We start from the raw sequence: 16,180 nt of genomic DNA on the forward strand, positions 1-16,180 counted from the left end.
AAGAAAAAACACCTAAAAATAATAAATAAAACAAGGTAAATAGAGGTACGTTTGACAGTACCACGATTCACATAGGGAGAAGACCATTGAAATCCACCATTTTACTAGTCGAAGACGAGGCGGGCTTAGCCGACTCACTCAAAACCGAATTCGAGCTCGAGAACTTCAATGTGCTCTGGGCCAATGACGGCCTAATCGCGCTGGACATGTTCCGGCAAAACGAGGCCCAGATTGATTTAATCATTTTGGACTGGATGCTGCCGCACCTGGACGGCTTCAGTGTGCTGCGCCGCATTCGCAAAACCAGCCAGGTGCCGATCATCATGCTGACGGCGCGCGATTACATCGGCGATAAGGTGGCCGGGCTGACCGGCGGCGCCGACGACTATGTCACCAAACCATTTGAAATGGAAGAACTGATTGCCCGGGTCGAAGTGGCACTGCGCCATTCGCAGCCGGCGGCCACCACTGCCGCCGTGTATACTGCTGGCAATTTGAATGTGGATACGGACACCAAACGCGTCACCCGGGGCAGTACCATCATCCCCTTCACCCAGCGAGAATACGAGCTGCTGGTGGCACTCATCAGTCATCAAAACGAGCCCTGTTCACGCGAGGATTTGTTAGACACTGTGTGGGGCGTCGATTTTGACGGCCAACCCAACATTTTGGACGTCTACGTTCGCAATCTCCGAAGCAAAATCGACACGACGGGCCAGCCCAAGCTGATTCACACTGTCCGCGGCGTGGGCTACATGCTTTCCGAACACGTGGCGGAATAAGGCCCTAATATGAAAAAAAACAAACAATCTAGCGCAGCCATCATGCTGCGCAGCATGATGCGCTTCATCATCATTGTCACCTTGCTGCTCGGCGCTGCTATCATCATCGCCGTGGGCCATCAGCTGCTGGAAGAGGTTCAAACCACCACCAGTCATATCACCGCCAGTCTCAAGCAAACCGACATTGATGGCGATGATGACTGGGAAAGCTGGCGCAAAAACAGCACCCTGGACACCAGCGCCACTTATGTTTATGTCCACAACAAGCGCGCCGATGCCAAAGTCAGCCAATACTTCTCCCCGCACGCGGAAAAAGTCTTAAAAGTGACCCCCACTAAGGTGCCGTTTTTAACGAATGTGTATTATCGCCCAGGCACCGGGCTGCTGTATCATCGCATGGTGCACGCGCGCGGGATTTACTACACGTTGTGGCAAAACATGAATCCCCAGCTGGCGGTGCTGCTGCGGGTGATTGAAGTCACTGCCATCCTGCTGGCGGTGACGCTGCTGGCCACGCCGCTGTACATTCGCCGGCTGACCAAGCGACTGACGGATCCTCTGACCACGCTGTCTCACACGACCCAGATGATTGCCGGCGCCAAAGAACCTGGCGCGATGCGGCTACCGGTCCCGGCGCAACCGACTGAAGTGACGGAACTCGCTGGTAATTTCAACGAGTTGCTGAGCATGTTGAATGAACGCCAGGAGCAGCAAAAACTGTTCGTGATGAACGCCGCCCATGAGCTGCGCACTCCGATTGCCACTATTCGCAGCCACGCCCAGCTGATTGAACGTCACGGCAAGGATCACCCGGAAATCATTACCAAGTCGGTGGGCTACATCACCGAGGAATCCCGGCAAATGCAGCACTTGATTGATGAGCTCCTGCAACTTTCCCGCGCCGACCGGCTCGCGCTTGACCTGACCCCGCTTGATCTCAGTGCCACAGTGACTACCATCATGCAAAAAATTGCTGGGACCTTCGAACAAACCGTCACCACCGAGATTCAGCCTGACATCCATATCACCGGCAACGAAAGCGCGATTGAGCAAATTTTGGTCAACCTAGTCACCAATGCCGCGAAGTATTCGCCAGCGGCCAGCCAAATTACCGTCACCCTCACCCAACAGGCTAATGAGGCGGCGGCCCTGGCGGTGAAAGATCAAGGTAGCGGCATCAGTGCTGAAGATAAAAGCCACATCTTCGAGCGCTTCTACCGCAGCGCCGATGTGCGCGGCACGGTAGCTGGCACCGGCTTAGGGCTAGCCATTGCCACGCAACTCGCTCAGCTCAGCAATAGTGAGCTGACGGTCGCCGACGATCAGCCGCAGGGCACCATTTTCACGTTGATTTTCTCCACCAAATAAACTTTTTCATGCCGCTCAAAAATATTTTTGAGCGGTTTTTTTGCGCCGAATATTAGTAATCTGAATATTTTTCAGCTAAATCACCCTTGATACTGGCACTGCCGCGGTGAAAGCTGAAGATTATTGAGTTTCGGGTTAGTTTTCATGAGTGGGCGCACCGCGGGATTGTTGTTATGCTGGGTTCATCGTGAAAGTTCAGTCAAGGGGGAACACATCATGACCGCACTCATTACACTGCTGCCTAACCTTAATCAATTGTTGCCGCAGCTCATCAGTCAATTCGGCTCACTCATCTATCTTGGCTTGTTCGCCATGATCTTCATTGAAACCGGCGTCGTGGTGCTGCCCTTTCTGCCTGGCGACTCGCTCCTATTTCTTTGCGGCTCGCTGGCGGCGATGGCCAATCACAGTTTGAACATCTGGGTGCTGTTCGGCCTGCTCAGCGTGGCCGCGGTGCTTGGAGATTCGCTTAACTTTGAAATCGGTGAACACTTCGGGCTGTGCCTCGCGCACAGCGCCAAGCTCAGCCGCTTCATCAAACCCGCCTACCTCGAACGTTCGCAGCGCTTCTTCGACAAGCATGGGAAAGCCGCGATTTTCCTTGGCCGCTTCATGCCGATCATCCGCACCTTCATCCCCTTCACCGCTGGCGTGAGCCAGATGCGCTACCGCGACTTTGCCGCCTACAACGTACTTGGCGGGATCACCTGGGTGGCGGTAGCCCTCGGCGCCGGTTACCTGTTCGGCAACATTGCTGTCGTTAAAATCCATTTCGAACTGATCATGCTGGCCATCGTTGTCATTTCCTTAGCGCCTGCCGCCTTCATGGCGCTGCGCCATCGCGGAGGTGCCGACGATGCCGACTAAAACCAAAACATTGCTAGGCGGGCTGAGCCTGATTGTCTTTGCCGCCTTAGCCCTCGGCGTTATCACGCATGCCGCCTGGCTTGCGCAATTGGATGCCGCGGCCAGCACTTTGGCCACGCGCGCCATTGATCCGACGAATACCGCGATTTTCAAAGTCGTCGCCACCCTTGACAGTCCTGCCACCGTCATCGGCCTCACTGCGCTGTTGTGCCTGTGGTTGTGGCTCAAACAAGGCCCAGTCATCAGCCTGTGGTTCGCTGGCCTGCAGCTGGGCGGCTCCGCCATCACGGAAGGCTTCAAGCTGCTAATTGACCGCAGTCGCCCGCTCCATCAGCTGGTGCTGGATCACGGCGCTAGCTTCCCCAGCGGCCACACGTTTTGCACGGCGCTGCTCGTGTTCACCTTGTGGACGCTATGCCTACCACACATTCAAGATCAAGAAAGCCAGCTGATTACCATATTGATTGGCATTGGCTGGATTGCCATGGTGGCCATTTCGCGGGTGTATCTGCGCGACCACTACCTCTCTGATGTGCTTGCCAGCGTGTGCTTAGCTGGCGGTTGGTGGCTGCTCGTCACGCCTGCTCAAGCCTTTATTCAAACTAAAATGCATCAGTTTTTACCGGAAAGGATGTTGAAATCATGGCCACATCAAAATTAACGATTGTCGTTCCAGCCTACAATGAAGAAGAGGTGCTGACCTCCTCGGTGCAAAAATTACTGGCCGTTGAAGACCAAATCGCCGCGCAAACCGTTCTGGGCCAGCGCGCCGACATCCTGATCGTCGATGATGGCTCCAAGGATCACACCTGGGAAATCATCGAAAACCTGCACGCCGCGAATTCCCGGATTCGGGGACTACGCTTTTCTCGCAACTTCGGTCATCAGTCGGCGCTGATCGCCGGCATGAGTGAAGCCGTGAAAACCGCGGACATGATTGTCACCATCGATGCTGACCTGCAAGATGATCCTGACAAAATCGTCGACATGGTGGATGCCTACGCAGATGGCGCCGATATCGTCTACGGTGTCCGGAATAATCGGGAAACCGACAGCTGGTTCAAGCGCACCACGGCCCAAGGCTACTACAAAGTTCTGAAGCTGCTAGGGGTTGAACTGGTGCCGAATCACGCGGATTTTCGCCTGATGTCCAAGCGCGCGGTTGAAACCTTCCTGCAGTACCCGGAACGTAACATTTTCATTCGCGGCCTGATTCCTAAGCTTGGCTTCAAAACTGCCGAAGTCTTCTACAAGCGCACCCCGCGCATGGCGGGCGAATCCAAGTACCCGCTGAAAAAAATGCTGTTCTTTGCCTGGGACGGGATTACCAGCCTGACGATAGCGCCGGTGCGGTTGATTCTGATTCTTGGTTCTCTTTCCTGCCTGTTCGCCGTCGGCATGGTGGTTTATGCCATTGTCATGAAAATGCTGGGGCTCACCGTGCACGGCTGGTCGGCGTTGATGGTGTCGCTGTGGTTCGTTGGCGGCATCCAAATGATCAGCCTCGGGGTGATTGGTGAATACATCGGCAAGCTCACCACCGAAGTTAAACATCGCCCGCGCTACACGGTGCAAACGATTCTGGATTAAGGTGAGGGTATGAAAAAGATTAAACCCGCCTTTCTGCCAGCAATTTTAATCCTCTGCCTGCTCATTGGCAGCATCGGTAACCTGACCAGTGTGCTCGGGGTGCCGGCGCTGTTGGTGGTAGTGCTCCTGGGCGCGGGGCTTTACTTCGGGGCGCCCCGACTTGACCATTTGTCTACAAGGCAGCTGCGCTGGGGCATTGGCCTTGGCTTACTGGCGATGCTGATTGCCCAGGTGGTCGTGTTGCACGTGATGCCCAACACCGTTTACCACGATCCGTACCGGGTACTGTCGCAAGCCGACCAGCTCGCCGCCGGCCACATGACCTGGGATATCACCTACTTCTGGCGCTACGCCAATAACGTGCCGCTGGCTTATCTGCTCTCCCTGTGGTTGCGGCTGACGCAACTGGTGGGCTTAAGCACCAATCTTTCGGTGCACCTGCTGAGTATCTTGGTGTTGGACAGCTTTATTGCCCTGGCGCTGCATACGATTTGGCAGCTCAGCCAGCGCGCCAGCCTGCTGGTCGTGGCCTTCGGGTTTTTCGCCTTGACGCCGTTTGCCTACACCTACTACCTGCAAGTCTTCTACTCTGACTTGCCAACGATGCTGGTGCTGCTCATCATCATGCGGAGTCTGCTGAACTGGTCGCAGAAAACATCGCGCCAGCGCTGGTTTGCCGGCAGCGGACTAGTTGTTGCCGTGATGCTCGGCGCCATGCTCAAGCCTAATCTGGTGGTCTTGTTGCCAGCTCTGCTGATTGTCGGCCTGATTCTGGCCCGTCAGCATCTCTGGCGACAAGCCAAACTGACCCTGCCCATCCTCTTGATTGTGCTGGGCTTCGGGCTGAGTCTGCCGGCGACCAAAGTCATTGACGTGGCAGCCAATTATCAACCCCGCACCGCCTTTTCGTTCCCGGCGACCAACTGGATCTTGATGGGCTACAACCAGCACAGCAACGGCGGCTACTCCGGCAAGGATGTCGGACGTGCCATCAAGCAGCCCAGCCAAGCCGCCCGCCAGCGGTACAATTTGAAAACCATCCCCAAGCGCATCAAAACTCTCGGGCTGGTTGGCGTCATCCGGTTGTGGGTAGTGAAGTTAGGCATCGTGCTCAATGTCCAAGGCATTCAGCGCTGGTACAACGGCGGCTTCCGCGCCGCGCCTAGTTGGTACAGTAATCATGCTGGCTTCTATCAGGGACTGACCGTGATTGGCTATGTGGACGCGACCCTGCTCATGTGGGGCGCACTGATGCTGAAGCTCTTACGGTGGCGGCCAGATCTGACCGACCCGCATCAAATCCTTGCACTGCTGGCGGTGACCACTGCCCTTGGCTACCTGGCTTTCCACACCCTACTGTGGGAAGTTGAACCGCGCTATGGTCAAGCCATTTTGCCGCTCCTCTGGGTGGCTTTGGCGGCCATCCCGCGTCAGGCCAGCCAGTCGCGTCCCCGCTGGGCGAACCAAGCTAGCCTCCTCAATGGCGCCACTGCTTTACTCGTCGCCTTTGGGGCCGCTGGTGTGCTTGGCGCTCAGCTGCCACAAAAGCAAGTGATTGCCGCCCAGCGCAGTCAGCTATCCGTGCAGTATCACGCCAAGCCCAAGACCGTGACGCCAGGCACCGTGCTGGCAGATGTGGTCGATGTGAACGCGCCAGCGAACTATTTTTCCGTTCAGATTCATGCTGGTAGTCAGGTGCAAGTCACCCTCACTACCCTTGCCACCGGGCAACATTATCGGTTAACGATGGCTGGCAGTGTGGCCCGCCTGCACCACCAGCTCGCCGCTGGGCAATATCGGATTACCGTTCAAAACCTCACCACCCGCGGCCAGCAGGTCGATGTGACCCACACCTACCATTATCAGCTCGCTGCTCACCCGCTAACGGTGAACGGCCAATCGCAGCCCACCGCCTCGTTGATTTATACCTGCATGCAGCGCTGAGAAAGGAGCCTTTTTATGGAAAAACCAATCACTACCCTTTACAGCAAATACGGTACAGCCTTGCGCTACCTGATTGTTGGGGGCCTCACCACCGGCATTAATGTGGTGCTGTTCTTCGGCCTGACTCACCTCGCGATACCGTGGTTCTGGGCGAACATTATCGCCTGGGTCCTCAGCGTGCTGTTTGCCTTCATTGCCAACAAGAAAGTCGTGTTCAACTCCGCCGACATGACCTTCCGGACTGTGATCAAAGAAGGCGCCAGCTTCTTCACCTTGCGCGGCGCGTCACTGCTGGCGGACACGGCGATTTTGTTCATCGGCCTCACCTTAATGCACGGTTCGCCGCTGATTGTGAAGCTGATCGACCAGGTCGTCGTCATCGTGCTCAATTACGGCTTCAGCAAACTAATTTTCGCTTAACGTAAAAATGGTCCCAGCAGTGGAAACTGCCGAGACCATTTTGCTTGGCTAGCCAAGCTTGATGCCGGCATCCGCCAGCGCTGCGTCGACCACGTTCATCACAGCCAGCGAATGCGCCATCCGCTGCTTGGCGGCAGCCAAATCGTGATGCACAATCATCGCTTCGAACGCGACGAACTCTTCGTACATGCGGTGCCGGTCAACTTTGACATCAACGGTTTCCTTGGTCCCGTCATTCAGTCCCTCGGTGAAGACAGTCAGCACATTCACCGGCCCGGCGATTTGAATCGACCCGCGGTTGCCTTGATGTCTTTCTTTTTTAGTTGGCATAAATAAATCAATGACCTTATCACCAAAACTCATACTGTTGCCTCCTATCCATTAAAATTGATCAAGTTCTTTAAAATCTCTTGGACTTCTTGACTAGTCAACACTTTGGCCGTCACATCAAAGTCCGTTAACGCATTTTCAATATCCCGTTTAACCTGTTCGATCTTTTCGTCTAAATGAGTGACAGCTAAGTTTAAGCTTTTAACGCTCTTGTCTTTAATCGGTACCTTAGAACCTGTTTAAAATCTAGCTAATTTGGTATGATAGTTCAAAAAAGGTGATCAGTAATGAATTATCCCAGTAATATTTCTCGCCGACAATTTGAACTAGTCCGTCCCATTTTAGAAGGTGCACGACAATCAACCAGACCACGGAAATATGATCTTTACGACTTATTTTGCGCGGTGGCCTATGTTTTAAAAACCGGCTGTCAGTGGCGGCAGTTACCAGTTGATTTTCCTCGTTGGCAATCGGTTTATTATTATTATCGAGTATGGTCTGAAGAACAAGTCCTTGATGAACCTTCTATTTTGGATCAATGCTTAAAAAAATTGTCTTTACCCTACGGGAAAAACAGTCACGCTCGGTTAAAACATCTTTTATAATAATTGACGCCCAAAGTGTTAAAAATACTGATACCGCCAAGCATCATGGTTACGACGGTGGTAAACGAATATCTGGAATAAAACGTCACTTAGCTGTTGATATTAACGGTTTGCCACAAGCAATCCATATCACTACTGCCAATGTTTCTGACCGTGATGGGGCTAGTGCCATGCTAGCGCTAAACTGTGAACATTTACAACAAGTTAAATCAGTTCTTGTTGATGGTGGATACACCGGGGACAACTTCGCCGCCACTGTTCAATCCAATTTAAAAGCCACCGTACAGGTGGCTAAACGCAATGAGCTACATAAATTTGAAGTGTTACCACAACGCTGGATTATTGAGCGTTCTTTCAGTTGGTTAGATAAATGTCGTCGGCTCTGGAAAAATTGTGAGCGGCACCTTAATTCAAGTCGCCAAATGGTCATTCTCGCTTTCTTGATATTACTCTTAAAAAGATTTTAAACAGATTCTTAACGATTAGCAGATGTTGCTTAGTTGTCATGTTTTTGGATTCTTGGACTTTAGTAAAGTGATCCAAATAACTGGCTATGAGCTGGATTTTGAACTGTTGCTCGGGGTGATCTTTTTGTAAAGCGAGATACCGCCGTTTGAGACCATTGAGATAAGCTGTCATATTGACGGGAATTGTCGGCTCTAAGAACTGTAAGGTGTCATCAACCCCTTCACCTAACGTACTCATGAGAAAGGCGCCATAGTCCTCAAAGACGTCTTGCTGTTCGGTTTCATTAAGTAGATCCAGGTTGATCCCACTAACTTCCAAAATACCAACGAGATTACCCGTTTTGGTAACTTCGTAATTACCATACATACCCACCACCAAGCTCATGTCATCAATGGTTTCTTTGCCACCATTGATTTTGGGCGGTTGGTAATCCCAATCTAGCCTGGCTGATTTATTGGCGGTTTTGTTCTTCTTCAAACGCATTTAGTTCACCTCGCTTCTTCGGTTTTAAATAAAACAGTTTCTGACCATTGGCATAGCGGCGTTTAAGCTTAAAGTTATCCCGCACTTTAATATTCTTCCGCGCCGCAACTGGCCGAATTGTTAAAATAGCCATGACAATCGTCATGGCTAAGACAACAATCACTATTTTTATCAGGACTAAGATCAGACCATAGGGTGGGATCGCAATAAAAATTAAGCCCACTAGTCCTGCCAGCGCCGCATAGCCAAAATCCTTCAAGGTGTAGTCTTTCCAGATCCCGTAATCTTTATCCACGTTTTCTGGGAAGATAAATTCTTTTCCTTTCTTCATTTGGCAGGCTCCTTTTTAAATTAAGTAAATAGGCTGTAAACCCAAGGTAATAGCCAGATAATCGCTGCCGCTAGGGCCACTAAACCAGCCACCCGACCAACCGCGTGATAAACCTCTGATTTCTCTCTTGGATCGTCTGCGTCAGGCATTCTTTTGATAATAATAAATAGTGCGACACAAATCCCAACTAAAACGACCAACCCAGTTAAAATACCTTGAATCGTCTTACCAGCGCTGGTTAGCTTGCTTTTAACTTCGCCACCGTCCGCCGCCAAAACAACCTGGGCGTTCATCAAGCCCAAATAAATCGCAGTAGCTCCAGTAGTTGATAGCGCTTTCATTTTTCTGTATTTTGACATGTTATTCCTCCTTCCTATCGTCTTCTGATGTTCGTAATTGAATTTGTTCTGCCTGCGTTTCTTCTGGCTCACGCTGATAGAACTTGTTCAATTGTTCCTCGGCAATTTGCTGGCTTGGTAATGGATCGGTGGCTAATCTGACGTGGCCATTTTCACTCGTGGCTAAGTAATACTCTTTTTCTGACTGGCCTAACTCTTGGGTCTCTAGGACATGCAAGTTATGTTCATAACGGCCTAAGGCGTTATCAACTTCTAAGCCATAGAAGCCTAAGAAGCCTTCCAAGAAGCTCTCACCAAAAAAGGTCATTTCATTTTTGATTTGCTTATATTGATGAGTTGGCTTATTACTTACCAGCTTTTCGGCTTTTTGAGCATTGGCACTCTCATGTTTACGGTCAAACCAAGCACTGATTTTTATTGGATCGGTTTTGACCCTACTTTTGACTGACTTCTGAACTAACTTACTTCTAACTTCTGTGACTGGCTTACCGCTTCTTTGCATTTCGGTTTTTAACGCTTCGGGATTATCCAGTAGTTTTGAATCCTTAACAATAATTGCTTTGTCATTATCAACTACCAAATGTTCGTCCACATCTTGCCAGTTCTCTATCTTCATTGCGCCACTCCCTTTAAATGGTTATTAAGTATATCTAGCCTATCCATTCATACTCATGTAAAATGGTATGTTAGGGTGTTTTCCTAAAACGGTCATTTTTAGGAATTTATCCTCAATAGCACTAACCTTGCTTTTGAGGACGCCCTCTTTTTTTGTGTGTTCAGAAATCCATTGAATACCTTTATCATGAATGATTTTCTTACCTGAAATATCCATTAGCATTGGCTTGGGGAAATCATCATGACGCTTTATCCAATTACTCACATAGCGGTCATTTTTTCCTAAAATTCGGCTAGCCTCCGCTAATGTGTGCCACTCGTTGCTATTTTTCAAATGCTATCCCCCCTTTCTTTATTTGTATGAATAAATTATATCACAAAAATGGTTACGTTGTCACCATTTATTTTTTCTTTTTCATTACAACTATCTTACACCTAGCCTATCTATGGATTGTACCACTGTGGCGACTGTGCTTCTGATGTTGACGCTTCTTTTTATCCAGTTCGTATTCTAATTCTTTTTGTGCTTTCTTTTGTCTGTTAAGTTCGTGGTCTTGTCCATTCTCGTAAAGTAAGCTCATTAAGGTATCTGACAATAATTTGTTCATATAGTTTGCTGGGGTATTTTCGTTATAATTAACGGCTCGATAATCAGGCATATTCTCTTTTCGGAAATCATCATTCTTTTGATTATGTTGCTTTACTGCCTGCTTAGCCTGTTCAAGTTGCTTAGCAGAAATCTTTTTATCTTGTCCTGCTTCCCCAATGAATAACTGTTGTGTCCCCCTATTCTGTCAACGCCGATGTGAAAATGTCGTTTTTTGCCGATTAAAAAATGCTGTTTTTTACCGATAAGGTTTACAGTGTCTCACTGCTCCTTTCTTTATTTTGTGAGCTAAAACCTGATAAATCAGGTCCAGAATTATCCTTCTTTTCAATCAAATGATCCTTCATTCGATATGATCGACCGGTGATTCGGATGACTTTAGCGTGGTGAACCAAGCGGTCTAAAATGGCGTTAGCTAACATCTTATCTGAAAAGGTGTTTCCCCACTTAGAAAGCGGAATATTAGTGGTGATAATGGTTGATTTCCGTTCATATCGTCTTTCAATTAGCTGAAAGAACAGCTTAGCACCCACTGACTCAATTGGGAGATAACCAATCTCGTCAATGATTAGAATTTGAAAACGGGCATACCGGCGCAACACTTCTTCGCTTCGTCCTTGAACTTGTGCTGTTTGAAGCTTGTTGATGAGGTCGCTACATCGAATAAACTGCGTTGAAATTCCTTGTTTACACCCTTCAATTCCAATGGCGGTGGCTAGGTGAGTCTTACCGACACCGGAGGTGCCGATAAACAAAATGTTTTGATTCTCTTGGGTGAATCTTAGTGATCCCAAGTCCTCAATTGTCCCTTGGTTAATTCCTGGTTGATAGCTAAAGTCAAAGTCAGCTAACGTTTTTTCATATGGAAAGCGGGCTAGTTTAATTCTCAAATTAATCTTTTTTTGTTCCCGGTATTTAAGCTCAGCCGTTGTCAATTCGAATAAGGCATCACTCAAGGACTTGGGTGCTTCATCTTGATGATCCAATAGGTAGCCTAAATGTTCGGCGAAACGATCTAACTTTAATTGTCTAAGGTTGGTGTATAACGCTTGGTAATTAGCCATTTTCTCACTCCATTTCATCAAACATCTTCAGGTTTCGGTCGACGTAATCATCAATGACTCGGTCATCACGATTCTTATAAAGGTCTGATCGGACAATCTCTTCCATGTCATCGCGAAGATAATTAAATCTTTTCAGTGAAATAGGGTGAGAACGAATTAGTTCTCCGTTATAATAAACGTATAGAGTATTGTCATCGTGTTTAATTTGTACGGTTTCGTCAATATATCTGATGGGGACGGAGTATTTCCGATTTTGAAAGACAATCATTGATTCCTTGCTAACTTTCCTTGCGATGGTTTGGCTGGCATAGGCATCGAGTAAGTCATGATCAAAATCATGGAGATACTCTTTTTCTTTATCAAGCAATAAATAAGGCGGAATTTGAGTCGCCTGAGACTTCTCATGATTCAGCTGATCACACGTCAAATGAACGATCTCGGCTAAGTCTAGCGGCTCTTCAAACTCATGGTTGTAAACTTTAATTCGCTGAGTAGTTCTGGCCAACGCCTCAACCTTTCCTTTGGTTTGTGGCCGAAACGGTCGACAAGCAATTGGCTTGAAACAAGCGTCCTTAGCGTATTCAACGAAGGTTTCATTAAATACCGGCTTACCAAAATTACTTTTATGATGATCGACGACAACCTTTTGGTTGTCAAACCAGATTTCTTTCGGCACACCCCCGGTTGCCCAAAAGGCATTCGTTAAGCAATCAAAAAAGGTAGTTTGGCTGCGACTGAAGGTAAATTGCATGTATTTCATTCGCGAGTACCCTAAAACATATAAGAAGATGTTGCCTTTGACAATCTCTCCATGCCGAGAAATCAATGTTAAGTCTTCTTTCCAATCAACCTGGGCTGAAAGCCCTGGCGAGGTTTCAATCCGGATAGTGGCTTTTTTCGTTGCGGCTTTTCTGATGGTTCGACAATAGTCTCTGAGAATACTTTGCTTTCCTTGATAGCCACGTTCTTTGATAAAGTAATAAATTGCCGTTGCCGAACAGCCTTCTAGAACCTTTTCTTCAATCGTTTTTCGATAATCGTCAAGTTTACTCGGCCGCCGTAAGGGTTGTGGCTGCTCATCTGGGGGCGTGAGCCCTAAATTGTAGTATCTTTTAACCGTTCGCGGATCAACACCATATCGTCGACCAATTTCAGCGAAGTTGGGCTTTATTTTGTTCATAATATATTGCTGGACACACTGTTCAACATCTAAACGCATTTCAGTTCCTCCAAATTTGAGATACGTTTAGTTTACCGTAAAAAAATGTTGGAAAACCGACATTTTCTAATCGGTATTTTCCAACATTTTACAACCGTTGCTGACATATTCTTCAATACACGTAACAAATTAGCGTTTTGAATCTCATCAGCTTTAACCTGTCCGCTTAGATAAGCAAGTCCCTGGGCATGTTCCTGGGTCGTGAATTGAACAGGCGGATTATTTCTCAACTGATCTAAATCACGCTTTTCTAGTGATTTAAGTTCAGGATTATAATAAACAACTGCTGTATATAGGCGTTCTTTTTCAGTCATTTTGACTTGATCAAGGCTCATATCAGGGAAAGTCTTACTTAATACGTTGTTATATTGCGTATCAACCACTTGTTTAGTCTCATTTATTGCTGAAAGTTCTTTGATATTCTTCTTTAAAACAGCTTGTTGTTTCTCATCAAAGTCACTTAACAGCGTACCCTTTGTACGCTTAATATCTGCTAGTTGGTAACCTTTATTAGCCAAAATATCACTAATAGTTTCCTTAGCTCGCTGTTCTTGTTTTTCAAGCATTAACCAACTAGCAAATGGGCGCTTTGTAAACGTCAGAACCTGTTGATTGATAATGTTTGTTCTTATCATGGCTAAACGGTCTTTTAGTTCATCTCCTGTAAATACCCTTTGTTCGCTGTCCGTCTCCTTAACTAACTCCCGTTTTTCTGCCATTGTTATTTGCTCAAAATCAACGTCAGGATAAAGTTTTGAAACGGTTCGATTAACGACTTTATCCAATAATTGATTGGCTTCTGATAGTGACTTTTCTTGTTGTGTAATTGTAACTAATTGTTTAGTCACATCTTCCCCTACTGCTTGCTTAATCATGGCACTATTTTTCCAATTAAACAGCATACGTTGTTTCTCATCTAGGTTCTCTAAGCTAACAAATGTTTTTAGTCGATTACTTAACTGTGAAACCAGTCGTTTTTCATCAAATGAATAATGGCGCTGTAAGGTTTGCATACGGCGTTCATTATGGATTTTTTCATTAGCATTTTTTGCTTCTGCTTTTGCTTGTCGTTGTTGCTTAACATTTTGATTAAATTCTTGGCGTTTTTCTTTCTGTGAATTGATACCCTCGTGTTGTGTTGCCACTTCATCAATTCCTTGTTCTTCATATGATTTTTCACTAATACGGTCTGGTAAATTTTTAGCTTCTAAAACTTGATTAACAGCGGTAGCCCAATTGTGACGCCATTCAGTTATTTTTTCTTTTTTATCCCAATCAGTTAGCCATATTTTTCTATTTCTTGCATACCCACTTTTTGTATATGTTTTATTCCCTTTTTCATCTAATATATATTCTTTTCTACTTTTAATTCCCCATGTTCCGTCAGGATTAAATGGGCGATTGGTTAACATCACATGTGCATGCGGATTGTCTGGGTGATCGCGATGAATTGCTACGTCAGCTACCATACCTTGATCGACAAAATTTTCTTGCACATATTTTGCCAGTAATTCTTTCTGTTCGGATTCACTTAATTCTACCGGTAAAGCCACGTTAAATTCTTTTGCATACCGTGAGTTTGATTTACGATCTTTCTTCTCAACTTCATTCCATAATTTTTGCCTATCTTTTGCCCAATCAGGGGCATTTTTTGGTGTTAAAATAAATGCTTCTGGTTTAACATCTCTTGCATAATAATAGCTATTACCCTCTTTATCAGAAAACAACTTATCGCCACTGCGATAACTCGCACTAGCAACCGCACTACGCATTTTTCCTGCGCTTATATTTTGAAAACTCATATGGAAAATTGCCATGATGTTGTCTCCTTTCTTTTATTGTTTTGTTTTTTGTTTTTGTTGTCGCCATAGGCGACTTCTGATACAGGTTTAAGTGTTTTAGCACAACTCGAATTTATTTGGAGTGTAAGTGCGCATTGACCTCATTTCACTCGGTCTGCTGATAACCATACAATCAATTTTTCTCGTTATTTAATTGAGCATATTTTTAATTCAATTTATGTTTGCACCTAAACTAAGATTGTTATGTTTTAAATATTTAAAAAGTGTTGCGGATTACGCTGTTTTAAGCCAATTTTTTTAATCGTTCTGTGCAAAGAATTTTTATAAGTTTGGTAACAAATTTTGAATAACGGTACTGTAAAATCTGTGAATCTAAATTGAAATCATTATTTTGATGTTAGGAGTAATCAAGATGGACGAAAAGAAAGTATTAAAACCCATCGATGAAATGCTTGCTGATCCTTGGCAAGTTGATATTCAAGAATTGTTTGAAGCTTCTTTCAATGAACCTGACGAGATCAAAAAGAATTTGTATGATTCCCTGTATACTTATGTTTTGCAAAAAAGACAAGAAGATATTATTAATCGTCCTGGCTTCGTTATTTAGCCCTCTAAAAGCCTGCTGAGGGCTTTTTATTTTTGCTTTGGTATAAATATATATAAACAGTCTCAAAATCGCTAGAAACGAGAAATAAGGCCTTTAAAAACGAATATAGCAGTTAGATTCTTGTTGAGATTCAGAAAAACTAACTGTTTGCTGTCAATGGTAGCGGACGAGCAAAGCGTGGGAGCATAAGGAATTGACAGCTCTTAACCAGTCTTAACACTGAAATGGCGAAAGCCAAAGTTTCTACAAAACTTTGCTTTCCTGCCTAACGGCGAGTGAAAAAGCAGTCAAGCTGGCTCAGCTTGGACGGGGTTCGGGGCGTCAGCGCCCGAACTAATGTGGCTTGCCACACCTTTTAGGCAACGAACGAAGTGAGGCGCAAGGAGCATAGCGACTGGAGTTTAATGTGAGCCTGTTTTTGGCTCACTCCTTTGTGTTTTTTGATTCTAGGTTTTGGCCTCGTACAGTAGTGCCTTTTTTAAACCTCTTTTATAAACCTCTTTTAAACCTATTTTAGACCCCTCATGAGGCTTACTCTCCCAAGGCTCACAGAAGGTTATCAAGTACCTTTTGTCTGTTTATCAAGTACCTTTTGTCTGTTTATCAAGTACCTTTTGTCTGTTTATCAAGTACCTTTTGTCTGTTTATCAAGTACCTTTATAAGTTCTGTACTTGATAAAAAGGTACTTTTATTTTAATATGTGTTTGAGGTGATAATC

General features: G+C 46.4%; 16 protein-coding genes and 3 pseudogenes. 9 read left to right on the forward strand and 10 right to left on the reverse strand.

Annotated elements, in window-relative coordinates; genetic code table 11:
* Positions 1 to 86 precede the first annotated feature (86 nt).
* From ACLJJ6_RS10930 to ACLJJ6_RS10960, 7 genes are all read left to right on the forward strand, one after another.
* Positions 87 to 782, forward strand: coding sequence for a response regulator transcription factor (locus tag ACLJJ6_RS10930; RefSeq protein ID WP_412990483.1), 696 nt, complete (start codon positions 87 to 89; stop codon positions 780 to 782).
* A gap of 9 nt (positions 783 to 791) precedes the next feature.
* Complete coding sequence (locus ACLJJ6_RS10935; protein ID WP_412990484.1) at positions 792 to 2,150, forward strand: sensor histidine kinase; 1,359 nt, start codon at positions 792 to 794, stop codon at positions 2,148 to 2,150.
* Positions 2,151 to 2,366: 216 nt separating this feature from the next.
* Positions 2,367 to 3,017 (forward strand): VTT domain-containing protein, encoded by a 651-nt coding sequence (locus tag ACLJJ6_RS10940; protein ID WP_412990485.1) that lies wholly within the window; start codon positions 2,367 to 2,369, stop codon positions 3,015 to 3,017.
* Positions 3,007 to 3,678, forward strand: coding sequence for a phosphatase PAP2 family protein (locus tag ACLJJ6_RS10945; RefSeq protein WP_412990486.1), 672 nt, complete (start codon positions 3,007 to 3,009; stop codon positions 3,676 to 3,678). Before ACLJJ6_RS10940 ends, ACLJJ6_RS10945 begins: the two co-directional genes overlap by 11 nt.
* Positions 3,660 to 4,607 (forward strand): glycosyltransferase family 2 protein, encoded by a 948-nt coding sequence (locus tag ACLJJ6_RS10950; protein WP_412990487.1) that lies wholly within the window; start codon positions 3,660 to 3,662, stop codon positions 4,605 to 4,607. The genes ACLJJ6_RS10945 and ACLJJ6_RS10950 overlap by 19 nt, the downstream gene beginning before the upstream one ends.
* Before the next feature lie 9 nt (positions 4,608 to 4,616).
* On the forward strand, positions 4,617 to 6,551 hold the full coding sequence (locus ACLJJ6_RS10955; protein ID WP_412990488.1) for a hypothetical protein: 1,935 nt from the start codon (positions 4,617 to 4,619) through the stop codon (positions 6,549 to 6,551).
* 15 nt (positions 6,552 to 6,566) lie between these two features.
* Positions 6,567 to 6,971: a GtrA family protein gene (locus ACLJJ6_RS10960; protein ID WP_412990489.1), complete on the forward strand. Its 405-nt coding sequence runs from the start codon at positions 6,567 to 6,569 to the stop codon at positions 6,969 to 6,971.
* 48 nt (positions 6,972 to 7,019) lie between these two features.
* Here ACLJJ6_RS10960 and ACLJJ6_RS10965 read toward each other — a convergent pair whose 3' ends face one another.
* Entirely contained in the window at positions 7,020 to 7,334 is a 315-nt protein-coding gene (locus ACLJJ6_RS10965; protein WP_412990490.1) for a nicking enzyme traa, read from the reverse strand.
* A gap of 11 nt (positions 7,335 to 7,345) precedes the next feature.
* Positions 7,346 to 7,531: pseudogene (locus ACLJJ6_RS10970) on the reverse strand (conjugal transfer protein); the annotation flags it as partial.
* A 57-nt stretch (positions 7,532 to 7,588) separates the two neighbouring features.
* On the opposite strand from ACLJJ6_RS10970, the gene ACLJJ6_RS10975 reads away from it, so the two are divergent.
* Positions 7,589 to 8,373, forward strand: a protein-coding gene (locus ACLJJ6_RS10975; RefSeq protein WP_412989374.1) for an IS5 family transposase whose coding sequence is annotated in 2 segments (ribosomal slippage) — positions 7,589 to 7,841 and positions 7,841 to 8,373 — 786 coding nt in all. Because the reading frame shifts where the segments join, the coding sequence is not laid out codon by codon here.
* 7 nt (positions 8,374 to 8,380) lie between these two features.
* Here ACLJJ6_RS10975 and trsD read toward each other — a convergent pair.
* The 8 genes and pseudogenes from trsD to mobQ all read right to left on the reverse strand — a co-directional run.
* Positions 8,381 to 8,857 (reverse strand): annotated as a pseudogene (gene trsD / locus ACLJJ6_RS10980) (TrsD/TraD family conjugative transfer protein); the annotation flags it as partial.
* Entirely contained in the window at positions 8,826 to 9,188 is a 363-nt protein-coding gene (locus ACLJJ6_RS10985) for a hypothetical protein (protein WP_014216295.1), read from the reverse strand. The gene ACLJJ6_RS10985 and the pseudogene trsD, both read right to left, overlap by 32 nt.
* Before the next feature lie 20 nt (positions 9,189 to 9,208).
* Positions 9,209 to 9,547 (reverse strand): CagC family type IV secretion system protein, encoded by a 339-nt coding sequence (locus ACLJJ6_RS10990; RefSeq protein ID WP_054519297.1) that lies wholly within the window; start codon positions 9,545 to 9,547, stop codon positions 9,209 to 9,211.
* Position 9,548: 1 nt separating this feature from the next.
* Complete coding sequence (locus ACLJJ6_RS10995) at positions 9,549 to 10,163, reverse strand: hypothetical protein (RefSeq protein WP_412990491.1); 615 nt, start codon at positions 10,161 to 10,163, stop codon at positions 9,549 to 9,551.
* A 39-nt stretch (positions 10,164 to 10,202) separates the two neighbouring features.
* Positions 10,203 to 10,496: a hypothetical protein gene (locus ACLJJ6_RS11000; protein WP_054519299.1), complete on the reverse strand. Its 294-nt coding sequence runs from the start codon at positions 10,494 to 10,496 to the stop codon at positions 10,203 to 10,205.
* Positions 10,497 to 11,020: 524 nt separating this feature from the next.
* A complete protein-coding gene (gene istB / locus ACLJJ6_RS11005) occupies positions 11,021 to 11,851 on the reverse strand; it encodes an IS21-like element helper ATPase IstB (protein ID WP_412988384.1) in 831 nt (276 codons plus the stop codon).
* Complete coding sequence (gene istA, locus ACLJJ6_RS11010; RefSeq protein ID WP_260210390.1) at positions 11,838 to 13,052, reverse strand: IS21 family transposase; 1,215 nt, start codon at positions 13,050 to 13,052, stop codon at positions 11,838 to 11,840. Before istA ends, istB begins: the two co-directional genes overlap by 14 nt.
* 107 nt (positions 13,053 to 13,159) lie before the next feature.
* Positions 13,160 to 14,869: pseudogene (gene mobQ / locus ACLJJ6_RS11015) on the reverse strand (MobQ family relaxase); the annotation flags it as partial.
* A 379-nt stretch (positions 14,870 to 15,248) separates the two neighbouring features.
* Between mobQ and ACLJJ6_RS11020 the strand changes: the two are divergent.
* Positions 15,249 to 15,461, forward strand: a complete 213-nt coding sequence (locus tag ACLJJ6_RS11020) for a hypothetical protein (protein ID WP_060678111.1) — start codon at positions 15,249 to 15,251, stop codon at positions 15,459 to 15,461.
* Positions 15,462 to 16,180 lie beyond the last annotated feature (719 nt).

It is taken from the genome of Pediococcus siamensis, from assembly GCF_047220215.1.
Taxonomy (GTDB): Bacteria; Bacillota; Bacilli; order Lactobacillales; family Lactobacillaceae; genus Pediococcus; species Pediococcus siamensis.

What these genes read in the sequence shown, in the direction of transcription:
- ACLJJ6_RS10935 (WP_412990484.1), top strand. Translation starts at nt 792, where the DNA reads ATGAAAAAAAACAAACAATCTAGCGCAGCCATCATGCTGCGCAGCATG.
- ACLJJ6_RS10940 (WP_412990485.1), top strand. Translation starts at nt 2,367, where the DNA reads ATGACCGCACTCATTACACTGCTGCCTAACCTTAATCAATTGTTGCCG.
- ACLJJ6_RS10945 (WP_412990486.1), top strand. Translation starts at nt 3,007, where the DNA reads ATGCCGACTAAAACCAAAACATTGCTAGGCGGGCTGAGCCTGATTGTC.
- ACLJJ6_RS10950 (WP_412990487.1), top strand. Translation starts at nt 3,660, where the DNA reads ATGGCCACATCAAAATTAACGATTGTCGTTCCAGCCTACAATGAAGAA.
- ACLJJ6_RS10955 (WP_412990488.1), top strand. Translation starts at nt 4,617, where the DNA reads ATGAAAAAGATTAAACCCGCCTTTCTGCCAGCAATTTTAATCCTCTGC.
- ACLJJ6_RS10960 (WP_412990489.1), top strand. Translation starts at nt 6,567, where the DNA reads ATGGAAAAACCAATCACTACCCTTTACAGCAAATACGGTACAGCCTTG.
- ACLJJ6_RS10965 (WP_412990490.1), bottom strand. Translation starts at nt 7,334, where the DNA reads ATGAGTTTTGGTGATAAGGTCATTGATTTATTTATGCCAACTAAAAAA.
- ACLJJ6_RS10985 (WP_014216295.1), bottom strand. Translation starts at nt 9,188, where the DNA reads ATGAAGAAAGGAAAAGAATTTATCTTCCCAGAAAACGTGGATAAAGAT.
- ACLJJ6_RS10990 (WP_054519297.1), bottom strand. Translation starts at nt 9,547, where the DNA reads ATGTCAAAATACAGAAAAATGAAAGCGCTATCAACTACTGGAGCTACT.
- ACLJJ6_RS10995 (WP_412990491.1), bottom strand. Translation starts at nt 10,163, where the DNA reads ATGAAGATAGAGAACTGGCAAGATGTGGACGAACATTTGGTAGTTGAT.
- istB (WP_412988384.1), bottom strand. Translation starts at nt 11,851, where the DNA reads ATGAAATGGAGTGAGAAAATGGCTAATTACCAAGCGTTATACACCAAC.
- istA (WP_260210390.1), bottom strand. Translation starts at nt 13,052, where the DNA reads ATGCGTTTAGATGTTGAACAGTGTGTCCAGCAATATATTATGAACAAA.
- ACLJJ6_RS11020 (WP_060678111.1), top strand. Translation starts at nt 15,249, where the DNA reads ATGTTAGGAGTAATCAAGATGGACGAAAAGAAAGTATTAAAACCCATC.